The 13,610-nt window shown below is 42.1% G+C and carries 12 protein-coding genes; all 12 read left to right on the forward strand.

Going from position 1 to position 13,610, the window contains the following annotated elements; genetic code table 11:
• Window position 1: 1 nt before the first annotated feature.
• The 12 genes from G8O23_RS02020 to cas4 all read left to right on the forward strand — a co-directional run bounded on the left by G8O23_RS02020 (window position 2) and on the right by cas4 (window position 13,555).
• Entirely contained in the window at window positions 2-1,867 is a 1,866-nt protein-coding gene (locus G8O23_RS02020; RefSeq protein ID WP_166361240.1) for a [Fe-Fe] hydrogenase large subunit C-terminal domain-containing protein, read from the forward strand.
• Between the two features lie 81 nt (window positions 1,868-1,948).
• Window positions 1,949-3,133, forward strand: a complete 1,185-nt coding sequence (locus G8O23_RS02025) for a SpoIIE family protein phosphatase (protein ID WP_166361242.1) — start codon at window positions 1,949-1,951, stop codon at window positions 3,131-3,133.
• A 114-nt stretch (window positions 3,134-3,247) separates the two neighbouring features.
• A complete protein-coding gene (locus G8O23_RS02030; RefSeq protein ID WP_166361244.1) occupies window positions 3,248-4,240 on the forward strand; it encodes a dihydroorotate dehydrogenase-like protein in 993 nt (330 codons plus the stop codon).
• Window positions 4,241-4,360: 120 nt separating this feature from the next.
• Window positions 4,361-5,614 (forward strand): MFS transporter, encoded by a 1,254-nt coding sequence (locus G8O23_RS02035; RefSeq protein ID WP_166361246.1) that lies wholly within the window; start codon window positions 4,361-4,363, stop codon window positions 5,612-5,614.
• A gap of 126 nt (window positions 5,615-5,740) precedes the next feature.
• Window positions 5,741-6,067: an HIRAN domain-containing protein gene (locus G8O23_RS02040; protein ID WP_166361248.1), complete on the forward strand. Its 327-nt coding sequence runs from the start codon at window positions 5,741-5,743 to the stop codon at window positions 6,065-6,067.
• A 102-nt stretch (window positions 6,068-6,169) separates the two neighbouring features.
• Window positions 6,170-7,090: a helix-turn-helix transcriptional regulator gene (locus G8O23_RS02045; protein ID WP_166361250.1), complete on the forward strand. Its 921-nt coding sequence runs from the start codon at window positions 6,170-6,172 to the stop codon at window positions 7,088-7,090.
• Between the two features lie 28 nt (window positions 7,091-7,118).
• Entirely contained in the window at window positions 7,119-7,775 is a 657-nt protein-coding gene (gene cas6 / locus G8O23_RS02050; RefSeq protein ID WP_166361252.1) for a CRISPR-associated endoribonuclease Cas6, read from the forward strand.
• Between the two features lie 59 nt (window positions 7,776-7,834).
• Entirely contained in the window at window positions 7,835-8,434 is a 600-nt protein-coding gene (locus tag G8O23_RS02055) for a hypothetical protein (RefSeq protein ID WP_166361254.1), read from the forward strand.
• Window positions 8,421-10,580 carry a CRISPR-associated helicase Cas3' gene (cas3, locus tag G8O23_RS02060; RefSeq protein ID WP_166361256.1) on the forward strand — a complete coding sequence of 720 codons (2,160 nt, stop codon included), beginning with the start codon at window positions 8,421-8,423 and terminating at the stop codon, window positions 10,578-10,580. The genes G8O23_RS02055 and cas3 overlap by 14 nt, the downstream gene beginning before the upstream one ends.
• Window positions 10,581-10,582: 2 nt before the next feature.
• On the forward strand, window positions 10,583-11,905 hold the full coding sequence (locus G8O23_RS02065; RefSeq protein WP_166361257.1) for a hypothetical protein: 1,323 nt from the start codon (window positions 10,583-10,585) through the stop codon (window positions 11,903-11,905).
• 12 nt (window positions 11,906-11,917) lie between these two features.
• Complete coding sequence (locus tag G8O23_RS02070; RefSeq protein ID WP_166361258.1) at window positions 11,918-12,988, forward strand: CRISPR-associated protein Cas7; 1,071 nt, start codon at window positions 11,918-11,920, stop codon at window positions 12,986-12,988.
• A gap of 60 nt (window positions 12,989-13,048) precedes the next feature.
• A complete protein-coding gene (cas4, locus tag G8O23_RS02075; RefSeq protein WP_166361259.1) occupies window positions 13,049-13,555 on the forward strand; it encodes a CRISPR-associated protein Cas4 in 507 nt (168 codons plus the stop codon).
• The last annotated feature ends 55 nt before the right edge of the window (window positions 13,556-13,610 follow it).

The following is a 13,610-nucleotide window of genomic DNA, read 5'->3' on the forward strand; positions in this document are numbered from 1 at the left end:
CATGTCTCAACTATTCAATATTAGCGAGTCAAAATGTATCAACTGCTTTGCCTGTGTAAGGGTTTGCCCCGTTAAGGCCATTGAGGTGAAAGCAGAGAAAAATTTCGCTGTTATACTACCCGAAAGGTGCATTGGCTGCGGAAGCTGTATTAACATTTGCCCCGTTAGCGCAATATCATATAAATCGTCGAAGGAGGAGGTGAAGAGCCTGCTTAAGGAGGGTGGGAAGCTGGCCGCCATTGTTGCTCCCTCAATCTCGGGTGAATTTGTTGATATCACCGACTATCGCAAGTTTGTGCAGATGATCAAATCGCTTGGGTTTACCTACGTGTGTGAGGTGACTTTTGGAGTCGATTTGGTGGCGAGGGAGTACAAAAAGCTATTCGATGATTTTAAGGGGAAATATTTCTTTACATCAGTTTGCCCCGTGGTGGTTTCGTTGGTGGAGAAGTTTCACCCTGAGCTAGTAAACAATCTTGCCCCAATCGTTTCGCCAATGATAGCAACAGCCAAGGTTATTCATCGCGAGTATGGCGATGATACCAAGGTGGTTTACATTGGCCCTTGCATTCAGAGCAAGGAGGAGGCTCTCCTCTACACAGGCGATGGTAAGGTCGACTCGGTACTTACATTTACCGAACTACGCGAACTATTTGATGAGTACGAGATTAAAGAAAGTAAGCTGGAGTACAGCGAGTTTGATAACCCCATTGGGTACAAAGGTTCACTACTGCCCATAGCCAATGGGCTTTTACAAGCCGTTGATATAGATGAGAACCTGCTTACCGGGGATGTGATAACCACCGAGGGGCGTGATAATATTCTGGATGCTGTTAAGGAGTTCGAAAGTAGTGCCGAGGAGATAAGCAGGCACTTCAACCTATTCTACTGCGATGGTTGCCTTATGGGGCCGGGTATGTCCAGAGGTGGTCAAAAGTTCATTCGCCGAACCATGGTGGTGAACTACGCAAATAAAAGGTTAAAAACATTCAATCAGAAAGCATTTGAGGCTAGCATTGCCAAGCATTCCGATCATGATTTTAGCTGCGTGTTTAAACCCGACGACCAGAGGGTAACTCCCCCTTCGGAGGAGGTGGTACATGAAATATTGAAAGTGATAGGGAAGGAGTCGCTGGGTAAAGACTCGGGCTGTGAGGCCTGTGGATACAAAAGTTGTAGAGATTTTGCCGTTGCCGTTTCGTCGGGGCTTGCCCATACCGATATGTGCCTAAACTACTCCCTAGCCAACAGGCAGGAATATATTAAAACCTTGCGCGCAACTAACGACAAGCTTGCCAAAACCCAGCAAGCTCTTCGCGAGTCCGAAAAGTTGGCTAGAGAAGAGCAGGAGGCTGCTCGCGATGCTTCGGAAACCATCACCACCATGATGAAAAAGTTGCCTTCGGCATTAGTAATTGTTAATAGGAAGTTGAAGATTGTTCAAAGTAACCAAAGCTTCATCGACCTGCTGGGAGACGATGCTTTAGAAATAAACGAAATAGTACCCGGCCTGGTGGGTGCCGATCTTAAAACCTTGATACCGTATAATATATACAACCTATTTTCGTATGTAATACAGAACAACGAGGATATTAAGAACAGAGATGTTCACTACAAGGATGTTTTGCTCAACATATCGGTATTTACAATAAAGAAGAACGATATTGTTGGCGCAGTAATTCGCGATATGTACGCCCCCGAGGTACGTAAGGAGGAAGTTGTAAAGAGGATAACCGAGGCCATTGACATCAATTTGGCCATGGTGCAGAAAATAGGATTCCTGCTAGGTGAGGGGGCGGCCGAAACGGAGCATATGCTTAACTCAATAATCAACACTTACAAGGAGGGGAATAAAGGAAAAGATTAAGGAAGTGGTGTAAATAACAATCCAATTGCAAATCATTCTTGACAGCCGTTACGTTCAGTCAACCAACCAATCAACCAACTCATGTCCGATAATTTTTTTATAGAGGTAAACTGTCAGCAGAAAAACCATGATGGGGAAAGGATTTGTGGCGATGTCTTCCTGAGCGAAAGGGTTTTAGGCGAGGAGCGAACCATAGTGGTGCTTAGCGATGGGATGGGGCACGGCGTTAAGGCAAATGTGCTGGCAACCCTTACCGCTAAGATGGCGTTAAGTTTTACCAAGGAGCATAAGGAGATCAATAAGATTGCCGAGATTATCATGAATACCCTGCCCGTTTGCTCCGTTAGGCAAATGAGCTACTCAACATTTACCATTGTTGACATCGAGCACGGTGGTGCCACTCGAATTTTGGAGTACGATAACCCCGAGTGTGTTGTTATGCGAGGTAATGAAAGGTTTGAGCCCGGTTGGCAATGCGTAATTTTACAAAGCGAAGTAAACGCAGGCAAAGAACTTCGGTATTGTACTTTCACCCCACAAAAGGAGGATAGGATTGTGATATGGGGCGATGGCATAACCCAATCGGGGATGGGTAGTGAGGATTACCCCTTTGGATGGGGATTGGAGAATGCACAGGATTTTGTGGCGCGACTAATAAAAAACGAGGCAAACATCTCGGCTCGTAAGCTTAGCACTAAGCTTGTTAATATGGCCTACCTTAACGATGGCTACCACCCTAAGGATGATATTAGCGCTGCAACCATATACTTTAGGCAACCTCGTAAATTGCTTATTTGCTCTGGCCCCCCATTCGAAAAGGAGAACGATAGTAAGCTTGCCAAAAAGTTCAAGGAATTCGAAGGTAAAAAGGTTGTGTGCGGGGCAACAACGGGCGATATCATTTCTCGCGAGTTGGGCCTCGAGATTGAGGATAGCTTCGAGTTTACCGATCCGGATCTGCCCCCCATTTCGTTTATGGAGGGTGCTGACCTGGTAACCGAGGGAATACTCACCCTAAGCAAGGTAACCGAAATCCTCTCAAAGTTTAGCGAAACTTCCATTCCCGGGAAAGGGCCTGCCGACCAGATTATCACCCTTATTCTCGAAAGCGACGAGATACACTTCATTATTGGAACAGGTATTAATGTGGCGCACCAAGATCCAAGCCTGCCCGTTGAACTGGAAATCCGTCGTACCGTTATTAAGCGTATGGCCAACTTACTGCAGGATAAATTTTTGAAAGAGGTGAAGCTTACCTTTCTGTAGCCTTCAGTTTCCAAGTTTTGAGCTATTTGACCTTTTGTTTGTTAAGGCTTTTGTGTCAATCGATGAATTTTTTGTAAATTACATCATATTTCGATCACCAAAACCTAACATACTATGACCAACTTAGCAACAAGCTACATGGGGCTTAAGCTTAAGAACCCCATTATTGCAGCAAGCTCCGGATTAACCAACTCGCTCGAAAACATTAAGGCCATTGAGACAAACGGTGCTGCGGCCGTAGTTCTGAAATCTCTGTTCGAGGAGGAGATCATCATGGAGGCTCAGGACAATATGAACAAGATGCAATCCTCCGGGTTTATCTACCCCGAAACTATTGAATACTTCGATTTTGATGAGATGGAGGATCCGGTGGCTAATTACCTCAAGCTTATTACCGATGCCAAAAAGGCTGTTAGCATCCCCATCATAGCCAGTGTAAATTGTGTAACTGCCGATAAGTGGCCCGATTTTGCCAAGCGCATTCAGGATGCCGGTGCCGATGCCATTGAGCTAAATATCTTTGCACTACCTTCTGATTTTAGCAGAAGTGCCGAGGAGAACGAGAAGCTGTACTTTGATATTATTACTCAGGTAACCAGCATGGTGAAGATTCCGGTGGGCGTAAAAATTAGCCCATACAACGCCTCGCTGGGCAGCTTTATCAAACGCCTTAGCGAAACGCCCATTAAGTCCATTGTGCTATTCAACCGATTCTACAATCCCGATTTCGATATCAATACCCTTGAGTACACCGGGGGTTCTGTGTTCAGCTCGGCTGGCGACTTTGCCATGCCCTTGCGCTGGGTTGCCATTATGGCCGAGCGCGTTTCGTGCGATTTGGCCGCATCAACAGGTGTGCATGATGGAAATGCAGTGGTAAAGTCGCTGCTTGCAGGTGCAACCGTTACCCAAATTGCATCGACCCTTTACAGGAATGGCTTTGAGCAAATTGCATTAATGCTTAAGCAGGTTGAGGACTGGATGACTGAAATGGGTTATAAGAGCATAGATGAGTTTAAGGGTAAGATGAGCCAGGCCAAGAGCTATGACCCTGCTGCATTCGAGCGGGTTCAGTTCATGAAGCACTTTAAGGATTTAAAAAGATAATCGCCAAATTTTTTCGTTTAGCTTATCGTTTCTACCTTTGCAATGCAAAGGTTAAGTGAAAACAAGACCCTGCCTCATTCAGGAGTCTTGTTTTTTTATATCTCTTCTAACTCACAGCAAATGAATCGCTTACTCGATATCCGATCGTACTTTCATCGTGTGGGCTTTGCCTTTAGAGCGTTGAAAAACAGGAATTTTCGACTGTTCTTCATGGGGCAAATAGTTTCGCTAATGGGGACGTGGATACAGAATATCGCTCTGGGGTGGCTTGTGTATCGTCTCACCGAATCGGCATTTTGGTTGGGCGTAATCGGTTTCTCGGGGCAAATACCAGCGCTTTTCCTCACTCCCTTTGCCGGTGTTTTTGCCGATAGGCTCGATAGGCGCAAGGTGCTTATTGTTGCACAGGTGGTTCCTATGATTCTGGCATTTACCATGGGAACGCTAATACTCACCAATACTGTTCAGGTTTGGCATATTGCCCTAATTGCAGCATTAAACGGGATAGTAATAGCATTCGACAACCCTTTCCGCCATGCATTCCTTGTGGACATGATTGGCGACAAGGAGTTGCTACAAAATTCGGTGGCGCTAAACTCAACTCTTTTCAACTCGGCTCGGTTTATCGGGCCAATGATTGGCGGTTTCCTTATTGCCTGGGTGGGCGAGGGTATTTGCTTTATGATTAATGGCGTAAGCTTTCTGGGAGTGGTGTTCTCGCTGCTAGCTATGCGGATTGATACCATAAATAGGAATGTTAAGCACGGTTCCGTGATTTCCGATTTGGTGGAAGGAGCTAAGTATGCCTTCTCGTTTAGGCCAATTAGGTACCTACTCCTGTTGGTGGTTACAACTGGTTTCTTTGGTCTGCCCTTTCAGGTTTTTATGCCCGTTTTTGCCAAGGATATCCTGGGCGGCGACTCGCAACTCCTTGGCTTTTTAACAGGAGCATTGGGTGCCGGGGCATTAACGGGAGCAATCTACTTAGCCTCACGAAAAAACGTATCAACTCTGCCCAAGCTTATATTGGGCTCCGCAATCATATTTGCCTTAGGCCTTATGAGCATGTCGCTCTCCACAAGCGTAACCCTTTCGCTGGTGTTGCTATACATTACAGGCTTTGGAATGATAGTGCAGTACGCATCAACCAATACCCTTATACAAACCATTGTTGATGATGGTAAGCGGGGTAGGGTTATGTCGCTTTACGGTATGTCGTTTCTAGGGGTAACGCCCTTGGGCAGCTTGCTGCTTGGAACCATCTCTGGTTCCATTGGAGTTCAAATCACCCTTTTGGCATCCAGTGTAGTTTGCCTTGCCGCCGTTGCCATATACTCTCGCAGGGTAAAGGTGGTGAAAGAGGCGATAGGGTAGGGGTGTGTATAGTTTTGCTCACCAACAATTGCGCTTTTAATTATAGCTTAAACCATTTCCTAAACTTTTTACATTCTCCGACACAAGTTGTCGGAAGTGTGTCATAACTTTGCTAATAAAAAAGTTATGGAAAGAGTTAGAGAACATTTTGCCAATTTTTATATTGCTGGCTTCACTTTTTACGATGGAGCCTTTGCATTCAATCAGCTTTCAATTGGAACTGAGGTTAAGCTGGTTGCCGAACCCTCCAACAAATTCGACAAAAACGCAGTGGCCATATACCATGGCAATTATATGCTTGGGTATATCCCCAGATCGAGTAACCGAGAAGTTAGTAAGATGCTAAATGCTGGTTACAATGTATTTACTGCTGTAGTACAGGGGGTGTATCCCCAGTGCAATCCAGAAGAGCAGGTAAGGGTAGCTGTGTTTATAAATAGAAACAACGCATAGAATGCCATTTTGCTGATATTTCCTGCCAATAATTCAGGTTAGTAAATATTTGATTCAATGGTATTTTTTTGTAAGTTTATTGCACAAATCCATTGTTAGGAAATGGTAGATCATAGAAAAATTTATAGAGTCTTTAGCTTAATCTCGCGTTTGCGAGCCCCTTTTGGTGTTACTAAAGCCGCGTTAGCCTATGATTTCGATGTGTCGGAACGAACCATAGAACGTTATTTTGTGCTGCTTCAGGATTTAGGTTTTGAAGTTGAGAAGAAGGGCGACTGCTTCTCCATTGAGCGTGTTGATAGGTTTCAGTTTAAACCCGAGGATCTTATTATTTTCAGTCTGGAGGAAGCAGCAGCCATAAAGGATGCCATAACCAACAGTCCCCTGCGTGGACCACTCCAGAAAAGCTTGCTATCCAAGTTATATGCCCTAACAGATATTGATGAGATTTCAGAGACCCTCTATAGGCAAGGTATTTCAAAAAACATCAGCACAGTTCGCAAAGCCATAAAAAATAAGGAGCAGCTTATTCTTAAAAATTACCATTCGCTAAGCAGTGGTAAAACCAGCGACAGGCTAATTGAGCCTATCAAGTTTTTTTGCTATTATACCTACCTAATAGCCTTCGAGGTGAACTCGCATATGGTAAAGCAATTCAAGATAGATCGTATTGAGGGTGTTGCCACAACGGATTCTCAATGGCAGTTCGAAGAGAAACATGGGGAATGCCAAATTGATGCCTTTGGTATGAGCGGTACAGAGCCAATCCCTGTAGTTTTAAAACTTTCGGATCGAGCTCATCGACTTATGGAAGAGGAATTCCCCGATACAACATATTATATTAAGAAAAACACGGAAGGTGCAATTTATAATGGTGCGGTGTATTCGTTCGAGGGTATTGGCCGATTTATTCTGGGGTTGCTAGGAGAAGTTGAGGTAGTTGAGCCCCTAGAATTAACGAGGTATATTGAAAAGAAGGTTAGAAATTGGATTGATAGGTCGTATAGTTACGTAAATATATAAACCTTAAGGTTTTAATAAATAAATACTTATGAGAATACATTTAAAAATCCAAAGCAATGGTCAAATTGTACCATTTAACCACCAACACAAGTTGGTTGGAACTATTCATAAATGGTTAGGATGGAACAATCACCATGGAAATGTTTCCCTATTTTCCTTTTCCTGGCTAGCTGGAGGGAAAAAAGATAACGCAATGTTACACTTTAAAAATGGTAGTTCCTTCTTCTTTAGCGCATTTGAAGAAGAGATAGTAAAGAAAATGATTTCAGGTATCCAGCAAGATCCTTCCATGTTTGATGGTTTAAAGGTTGTTGAACTTGTTATTCAGGAAGATCCAGATTTGTCATCTGTTAGTAGTTTTCAAGTAGCTAGCCCAATTCTCATTAAGCGAAGGGTTGATAATAGAATTGACCATATTCTTTACGATGACCCAAAAGCTGGTGAATACCTAAAAGAAACGCTACAAACCAGAATGAAAGAGGTTGGCCTTATTGATGAGAGCCTTGAGATTCATTTTGACTCTAATTCACCCTACGCCAAGCGAAAAAACCTTGTCTACAACAATGTAAACAACATCTGCAGCTGGTGTCCGGTAATAATAAATGCCAAAACCGAAACAAAGCAATTTGCTTGGAATGTGGGGTTAGGCAATTCAACGGGGATTGGTTTGGGGGCGATAAGGTAATGGATTAACCAAACCTGACAGGTTTTCAAAGCCTGTCAGGTTTATAAACAGATAACGCTATGTACATAGTAAAATACTCAGGCCCATTCGGTTTTATTAAACCTTGGACAGCGGTTAGAGACATCGAAACTTTCAGCCAGCAATTCCTTACACCATCAATCGTTGAAGGAATTGAGAAAAAATTGTTCCCAGAGTTGCTCGATGAGAAAGGAGTTGTAAAAAAGATTATCCGACACCGGATTAATTATTGTGGAATAGATGTGCAGCAAGAAAAAACTTGGTCGAAAGGAGGATTTCAAAAAGAGAAAAAGAAGGATTCCGATGGCAGAGAGTACTTTAAAGCCAAGAATTTTGGCATAATTAATCGTGGAGTACTTCTTGAGCCTAATATATACCTTGCTTTTAATTCAAAAGAGGATGCTGAAAGGGCTTTTGAGCAAACCATTTGCTTGTGCCGAAACGAGGATTTACTACACCCCGTAACCTTGACCCAAATAAGCGAAGAGGAATTTAACGGCATTAATGGCTTTGAGTTAATCTTTTCTGATGAACAAAACGGATTTAAAGTTGGACATAACCGCTTTGACAATGCAAGTGAAATGTATGGTGATTTGGTTGTGTATGGAAACCCTATAAGAGATGGCAATGGATTCGCTTAATAGTATTCTTGCAAAAAGTATAAATTATGGCGGGACTACTTTACTCGACCATACTGAGCATGTGGTGTCGGCTATTAAATGTTTTTCAAAATCTTTGGGTAAAGAGTTTAATATATATTTGGTCACTAAGGGAGCCATACTCCATGATTTGGGCAAAGCACACCCATACTTCCAGAATCGTATAAAAAACATTTCATCCAAGTCGTTAGTTGAAGAACGAGATGATAATTACGTTCATAGGCATGAGCTATCCTCACTTGCTTTTCTTCCTGCATTCCCCAAAAATGAGTGGAATACAATAATTGATATGGTTGTAGCACACCATAAGTCGATTGTTAACGATAGCCGTGAGAGGGGGATTGTTGATATTGATAACAAGTACAGGAAATGGATTGATAATCACCTAAAAGACTGGGAAGAGTGGAGTTTATATGGTTTTATGATATTAAACCATTTTGGATTTGAGGCAAATATATCCAAAAACGAAGCAGCGGGTGCACTTACGTATGCAGCATCATATTGCGAAACCAAACAGGTGGGATGGTCGCCTTTAAGGGGACTCCTAATGGCAGCCGACCACTTTGCTTCTGCATTTTCAGATACCACTGAACAAGAGTTAAAACACCTTTTTGAAATCCCAGATTTGAGTTTTTACTTTAACTCTGAACGAGCTAGCGATATTTATCCATTATCAAAAGTAGGTACTGACGATAGTAGAAATCATACTATTGTTGTTGCTCCAACTGGTGCGGGTAAAACCGACTTTTTGCTAAAACGATGTAAAGGCAGAATATTTTACACCCTACCTTTCCAAGCATCAATAAATGCAATGTGGGAGCGAATGAAAGCCACAATCCCGAATAAAGATATTCGATTGCAACATGCAACCTCTAAAATAGTGGTAGGCGATAATTTGGAGGAGCACCTACTTCAAAGCCTCGTAGGGTCCTCGGTTAAAGTGCTCACCCCTCACCAAATTGCTGCAATTATTTTTGGAACTCCAGGCTTCGAAACAGTTATGCTCGACCTTAAGGGGTGCGATATCATTCTTGACGAAATTCATACCTATTCCGATTTCTCAAAGTCGATGGTGCTTGAAATTGTTAAGATGCTTCTATTTCTACACTGTAGGGTTCATATCGGAACGGCTACAATGCCTACAGACCTTTACAAACAGCTTCTCGATATACTTGGCGGGAAGGACAAGGTTTATCAAGTAAAACTCCCCGACCATGTTTTAGAAACTTTCAATAGGCACAAAATCTACAAAATAGATCACGAAGAGGCGATAGAGGATATCTTGTCTGAAGCGTTTGCAAACAAAGAAAAGGTTCTTGTTATCTATAATACAATTAAAAAAGCTCAGGAGGCTTTCCAAATACTAGAATCTAAATACCCCCATATCCCAAAAATGTTAATCCATAGCAGATTTAAGCGAGGCGATAGGGTTGAGTTGGAGACAAGGCTTAAAACTGAGTTTAATGGCGATGGCAAAGACTTTGGAAATGGACTTACACCTTGCTTAGTTGTTTCAACACAGGTTGTTGAGGTAAGCCTCGACATTAGCTTCGACAGGATGATAACCCAATGCGCTCCATTGGATAGCTTAATTCAGCGGTTTGGACGAGTTAATAGAAAGCGCAACAAGAATACAATCGGGAACTATAAGCCTGTTCACGTTATTGCCCCCACTGGAAATGTTTTACCTTACAAGATGGACATTTTGGAGAAAAGTTTTAATCAACTCCCAAGTAATGGAGAAGTTTTACAGGAAAAACTATTACAGGAAAAGATTGATGCCGTTTATCCGCAATTAGACACAAAGGAGATTGATATTCACTTGATTTTCAAAAACAACAGATTCTCAATCCTCGAACTAACAAACAGAAAAAGAGCAGTACTTGTCGATGCCCTTGAGATTGAGAGCGCATCGTGCATACTAGAAGCCGACCGAGAGAGATATTTAACCGCAACTTGGGAGGAGCGTCAGCTAATGGATATTCCAATAAACTGGAAATCCATAGCCCGATACAGAACTCAATACGAGCAACTCGATGTTGGCTCAAATCCATTTGTTGTACCCCAAAATATTGAGGATTATAAGATTTATGGCTTACAATTAGTTGAACCCAATAATATACTGTAGCTATGTACACAAGTTATATAGGAAAGAAATTCCTCAGTCAATACAATCGAAAGGAAGGTGCAAATCTTTCCGCTAAAGAGTTTTTTGACTCAGTTTTCTTCGAACTGTTTTTCAACAATGAGCAGCACCTGATGCATGTGGGTAATTCTCCATTCTTTCAAAAACCGAAGGAAGATGATGTAAAATTACACGGTAGCATAGCCAAGGCTCAGTACAAAAATCTGGCAAAGAGTATCGAGACAGATGTTCCAAATATGGCAATTTTCGTTGGTTCACAAGCAAAAGATGTTGGAGGTACAACCTCAGGACAAGTTAGCGACATCGCTGTTAAAATTAATCAAGATGAAATGTATGCATCTTGGATTGGAGAAGCATTAGGTGTGGGTGTGAGTGGAGGATATGTAATGCTAATTGATGAGGAAGAAGTACTTTGGGCACTATACAATGGATGGAAATACTATCGAAAGTACCTAAAACAAACTCCAAATGTTAAGGATAAACAAATTGAAACATGGAACGGACAGTGGCTTTGGCATTGGGTGAGGCCTTACTTTAACCCCAACTATCCTGATGATAACTTGAACATAGAAACATCAGATGTTCAAGGGAAAATTGCAATCCCTACGCAGCAATGGTCTAAAGTTGTTTTTGCCTTGGCAAAAAAGTACCCAAACAAAAAGATTACGGCATACGCTTACAACCTATCGCAAACCAATACAACACTAGGGTTTATTAATCTTTATCTACCTCAGGTGAATAAGATTTTCGATTTGCGCGATAAACTTTTTTCGGGTGAGGACACCGTGCTTAATGAGGAAGAACTCGAAACTCTCTCCACCTTTTACAATTTCAAGCAAGCGTGCAAGTTAGGGACCATTGGGCTAAAAGCGTTGGAACCAGCCAAACTACGCGAGTATATGCCCAAAGGCTCAATACTTTACGCACAGGGCAAAGACTACAAGTTTAACAACAATGAATCATTCTCAAATTATCAACTTTTTAAAATATGGATAGTCGCTATGCTAAACAAAACTGAACTATTAGGTTTAGCCACAAGTGTGGCTAATGCTCTCATTGATTTTGAACAAATGGATGAGAGGGGAAAGAAGGTATATTCAACTTTATCCCAAGAAATCCGTGAATCGAATAACTTAAAAGGTTTTATCGACAAACTGGCACAAGTATTAGGGTATAATTCTGCACATGCCGATTCCTTTAAGGAAGTTGTTGAACAGGTATTAAAAATGCCTACCGACAGTTTCCCCCTATTTATCACACTTATTCGATTTGAATATTCTTACATTAAATCAAAATCTAACTTCTAAAATCTTGAAACTATGAACAACTCACCATTTATTTACTTAAGAGGACTTCGTCATGCAGAGCATACCGTATTTGGAGTAAACGAAGGACAGAAGTTTTACTTCGACCCTCAGTTTGGACGCAGAATGGCGTATTCGAGTGGACAACAAGTAAAACGGTCAATTATTGAGGCGTTGAACCTTCCATTTGCAGCAATTACTTTTAACTGGGAGATAGATAAGAAGGAGAATAAAGCTAGTCAAAAAGAACCACATTCTCCTTGCGACCCAACTTTTTCAGACCAATTGCTTGGCGGCTACATGAAAGCCGAAAGTGGTAGTATGACAGTAAAAAGAAGAAGTCCTTTGTCTATCTCAGCCATGCGCCCCTTACATCCACTTTTGGGTGGTATTGAAAATCCAACCGAGAATTTAACATTCGACAGAACTTCGCACCCTGAGCATCACGAGGTGAAAGTTTACTGGCTCGATAACAAGAAAAGAGGTGCTGAACTTAGTAAAGATGAACTCGAAGAATGGCTAACAAGCAACAGAAGAAGCTTGCCAAACAGGGCATTTATTCAGGATCAAACTCGTGCCTCAGGTTTATTCGTTTTCGATGTTGCCATTGACCTTAGAACCCTTTTCTGTGTATCAATCAATAGACTTGAGCCAGAGCTATTTCCTGAAATTGAGGAGAAGTTAAGGGCAGCGGGATGGATTGAAGGGCGCAACATTTTTGGTAATTGCCTAATATGCCCAAGAGAGCAAAGAGAAACAATAATTCGCTCCTTGGCAAAAGCAATTGTTAACTGGCGCATAACATCAAACCAAGCGCGCACCTTTAGCCTTATGGAAACCGTAGCCCTTGCTATAAGCGACAATGCAAACCAGATTGCATACGCTATTAGGGGCGATTTACGCGAAGATACCGAGAGGTTGCAAGCCGTTCCAAAAATTGACGAAACAGCAAAGGCCGAACTTTTCATTACTCCAATAGCATCAAGTTACATTGTTGGCTCAGTTGGTAGTGCCGATGCCCTCGAAAAAGCCGAAAATCGCCTAGTTGAACTTATGATGGCGTTTGATTACGAGAATCAGTTGTAGTTTTTTCAGACCTGACAGGTTTCCAAAACCTGTCAGGTCTAAACAACCAACCATCTAAAAATGAACATCACCGGCACCCACTTCGCCTACTATTGGATATGTCGTCGCAAGCTATGGCTATTTGCCAATGGCATAAGCATGGAGCACACTTCGGACTTGGTATACGAGGGTAAGATGATTCATGAGAATACATATCAGCATAGAGCAAGTAGATTTACCGAAATTGAGGTGGATGGTATAAGAATTGATTTTTACGATCCGTTTGAGAAGGTAATACATGAAACAAAAAAGTCAGATAAGTTGGAAGATGCCCACCATTGGCAAGTTAAGTTCTATATCTGGAAACTGGAGCAAAGGGGTATTGAGGGGGTAACTGGTAAACTCGACTATCCCACAATACGTCATACCGCAGCCGTTGAATTGACCGATGACGATAGGGAAAAGATAGTGAGCGTTGTAAACGAAATTGAAATTATTATAAATGCCGAGGAATGTCCCCCTAAAGAGAAAAAGTCGATTTGCAAAAACTGCTCCTACTTCGATTTTTGCTGGAGTGGCGAGGAGTAATTTTTTAAATCTTCAAACCTGACAGGTTTTGAAAACCTGTCAGGTTTAAAAAAAC

The organism is Perlabentimonas gracilis, from assembly GCF_011174675.1.
Classification (GTDB): domain Bacteria; phylum Bacteroidota; class Bacteroidia; order Bacteroidales; family Tenuifilaceae; genus Perlabentimonas; species Perlabentimonas gracilis.

Excerpts from the sequence above, each read along its gene's own strand:
- G8O23_RS02020 (WP_166361240.1), top strand. The coding sequence starts at position 2 with ATGTCTCAACTATTCAATATTAGCGAGTCAAAATGTATCAACTGCTTT.
- G8O23_RS02025 (WP_166361242.1), top strand. The coding sequence starts at position 1,949 with ATGTCCGATAATTTTTTTATAGAGGTAAACTGTCAGCAGAAAAACCAT.
- G8O23_RS02030 (WP_166361244.1), top strand. The coding sequence starts at position 3,248 with ATGACCAACTTAGCAACAAGCTACATGGGGCTTAAGCTTAAGAACCCC.
- G8O23_RS02035 (WP_166361246.1), top strand. The coding sequence starts at position 4,361 with ATGAATCGCTTACTCGATATCCGATCGTACTTTCATCGTGTGGGCTTT.
- G8O23_RS02040 (WP_166361248.1), top strand. The coding sequence starts at position 5,741 with ATGGAAAGAGTTAGAGAACATTTTGCCAATTTTTATATTGCTGGCTTC.
- G8O23_RS02045 (WP_166361250.1), top strand. The coding sequence starts at position 6,170 with ATGGTAGATCATAGAAAAATTTATAGAGTCTTTAGCTTAATCTCGCGT.
- cas6 (WP_166361252.1), top strand. The coding sequence starts at position 7,119 with ATGAGAATACATTTAAAAATCCAAAGCAATGGTCAAATTGTACCATTT.
- G8O23_RS02055 (WP_166361254.1), top strand. The coding sequence starts at position 7,835 with ATGTACATAGTAAAATACTCAGGCCCATTCGGTTTTATTAAACCTTGG.
- cas3 (WP_166361256.1), top strand. The coding sequence starts at position 8,421 with ATGGATTCGCTTAATAGTATTCTTGCAAAAAGTATAAATTATGGCGGG.
- G8O23_RS02065 (WP_166361257.1), top strand. The coding sequence starts at position 10,583 with ATGTACACAAGTTATATAGGAAAGAAATTCCTCAGTCAATACAATCGA.
- G8O23_RS02070 (WP_166361258.1), top strand. The coding sequence starts at position 11,918 with ATGAACAACTCACCATTTATTTACTTAAGAGGACTTCGTCATGCAGAG.
- cas4 (WP_166361259.1), top strand. The coding sequence starts at position 13,049 with ATGAACATCACCGGCACCCACTTCGCCTACTATTGGATATGTCGTCGC.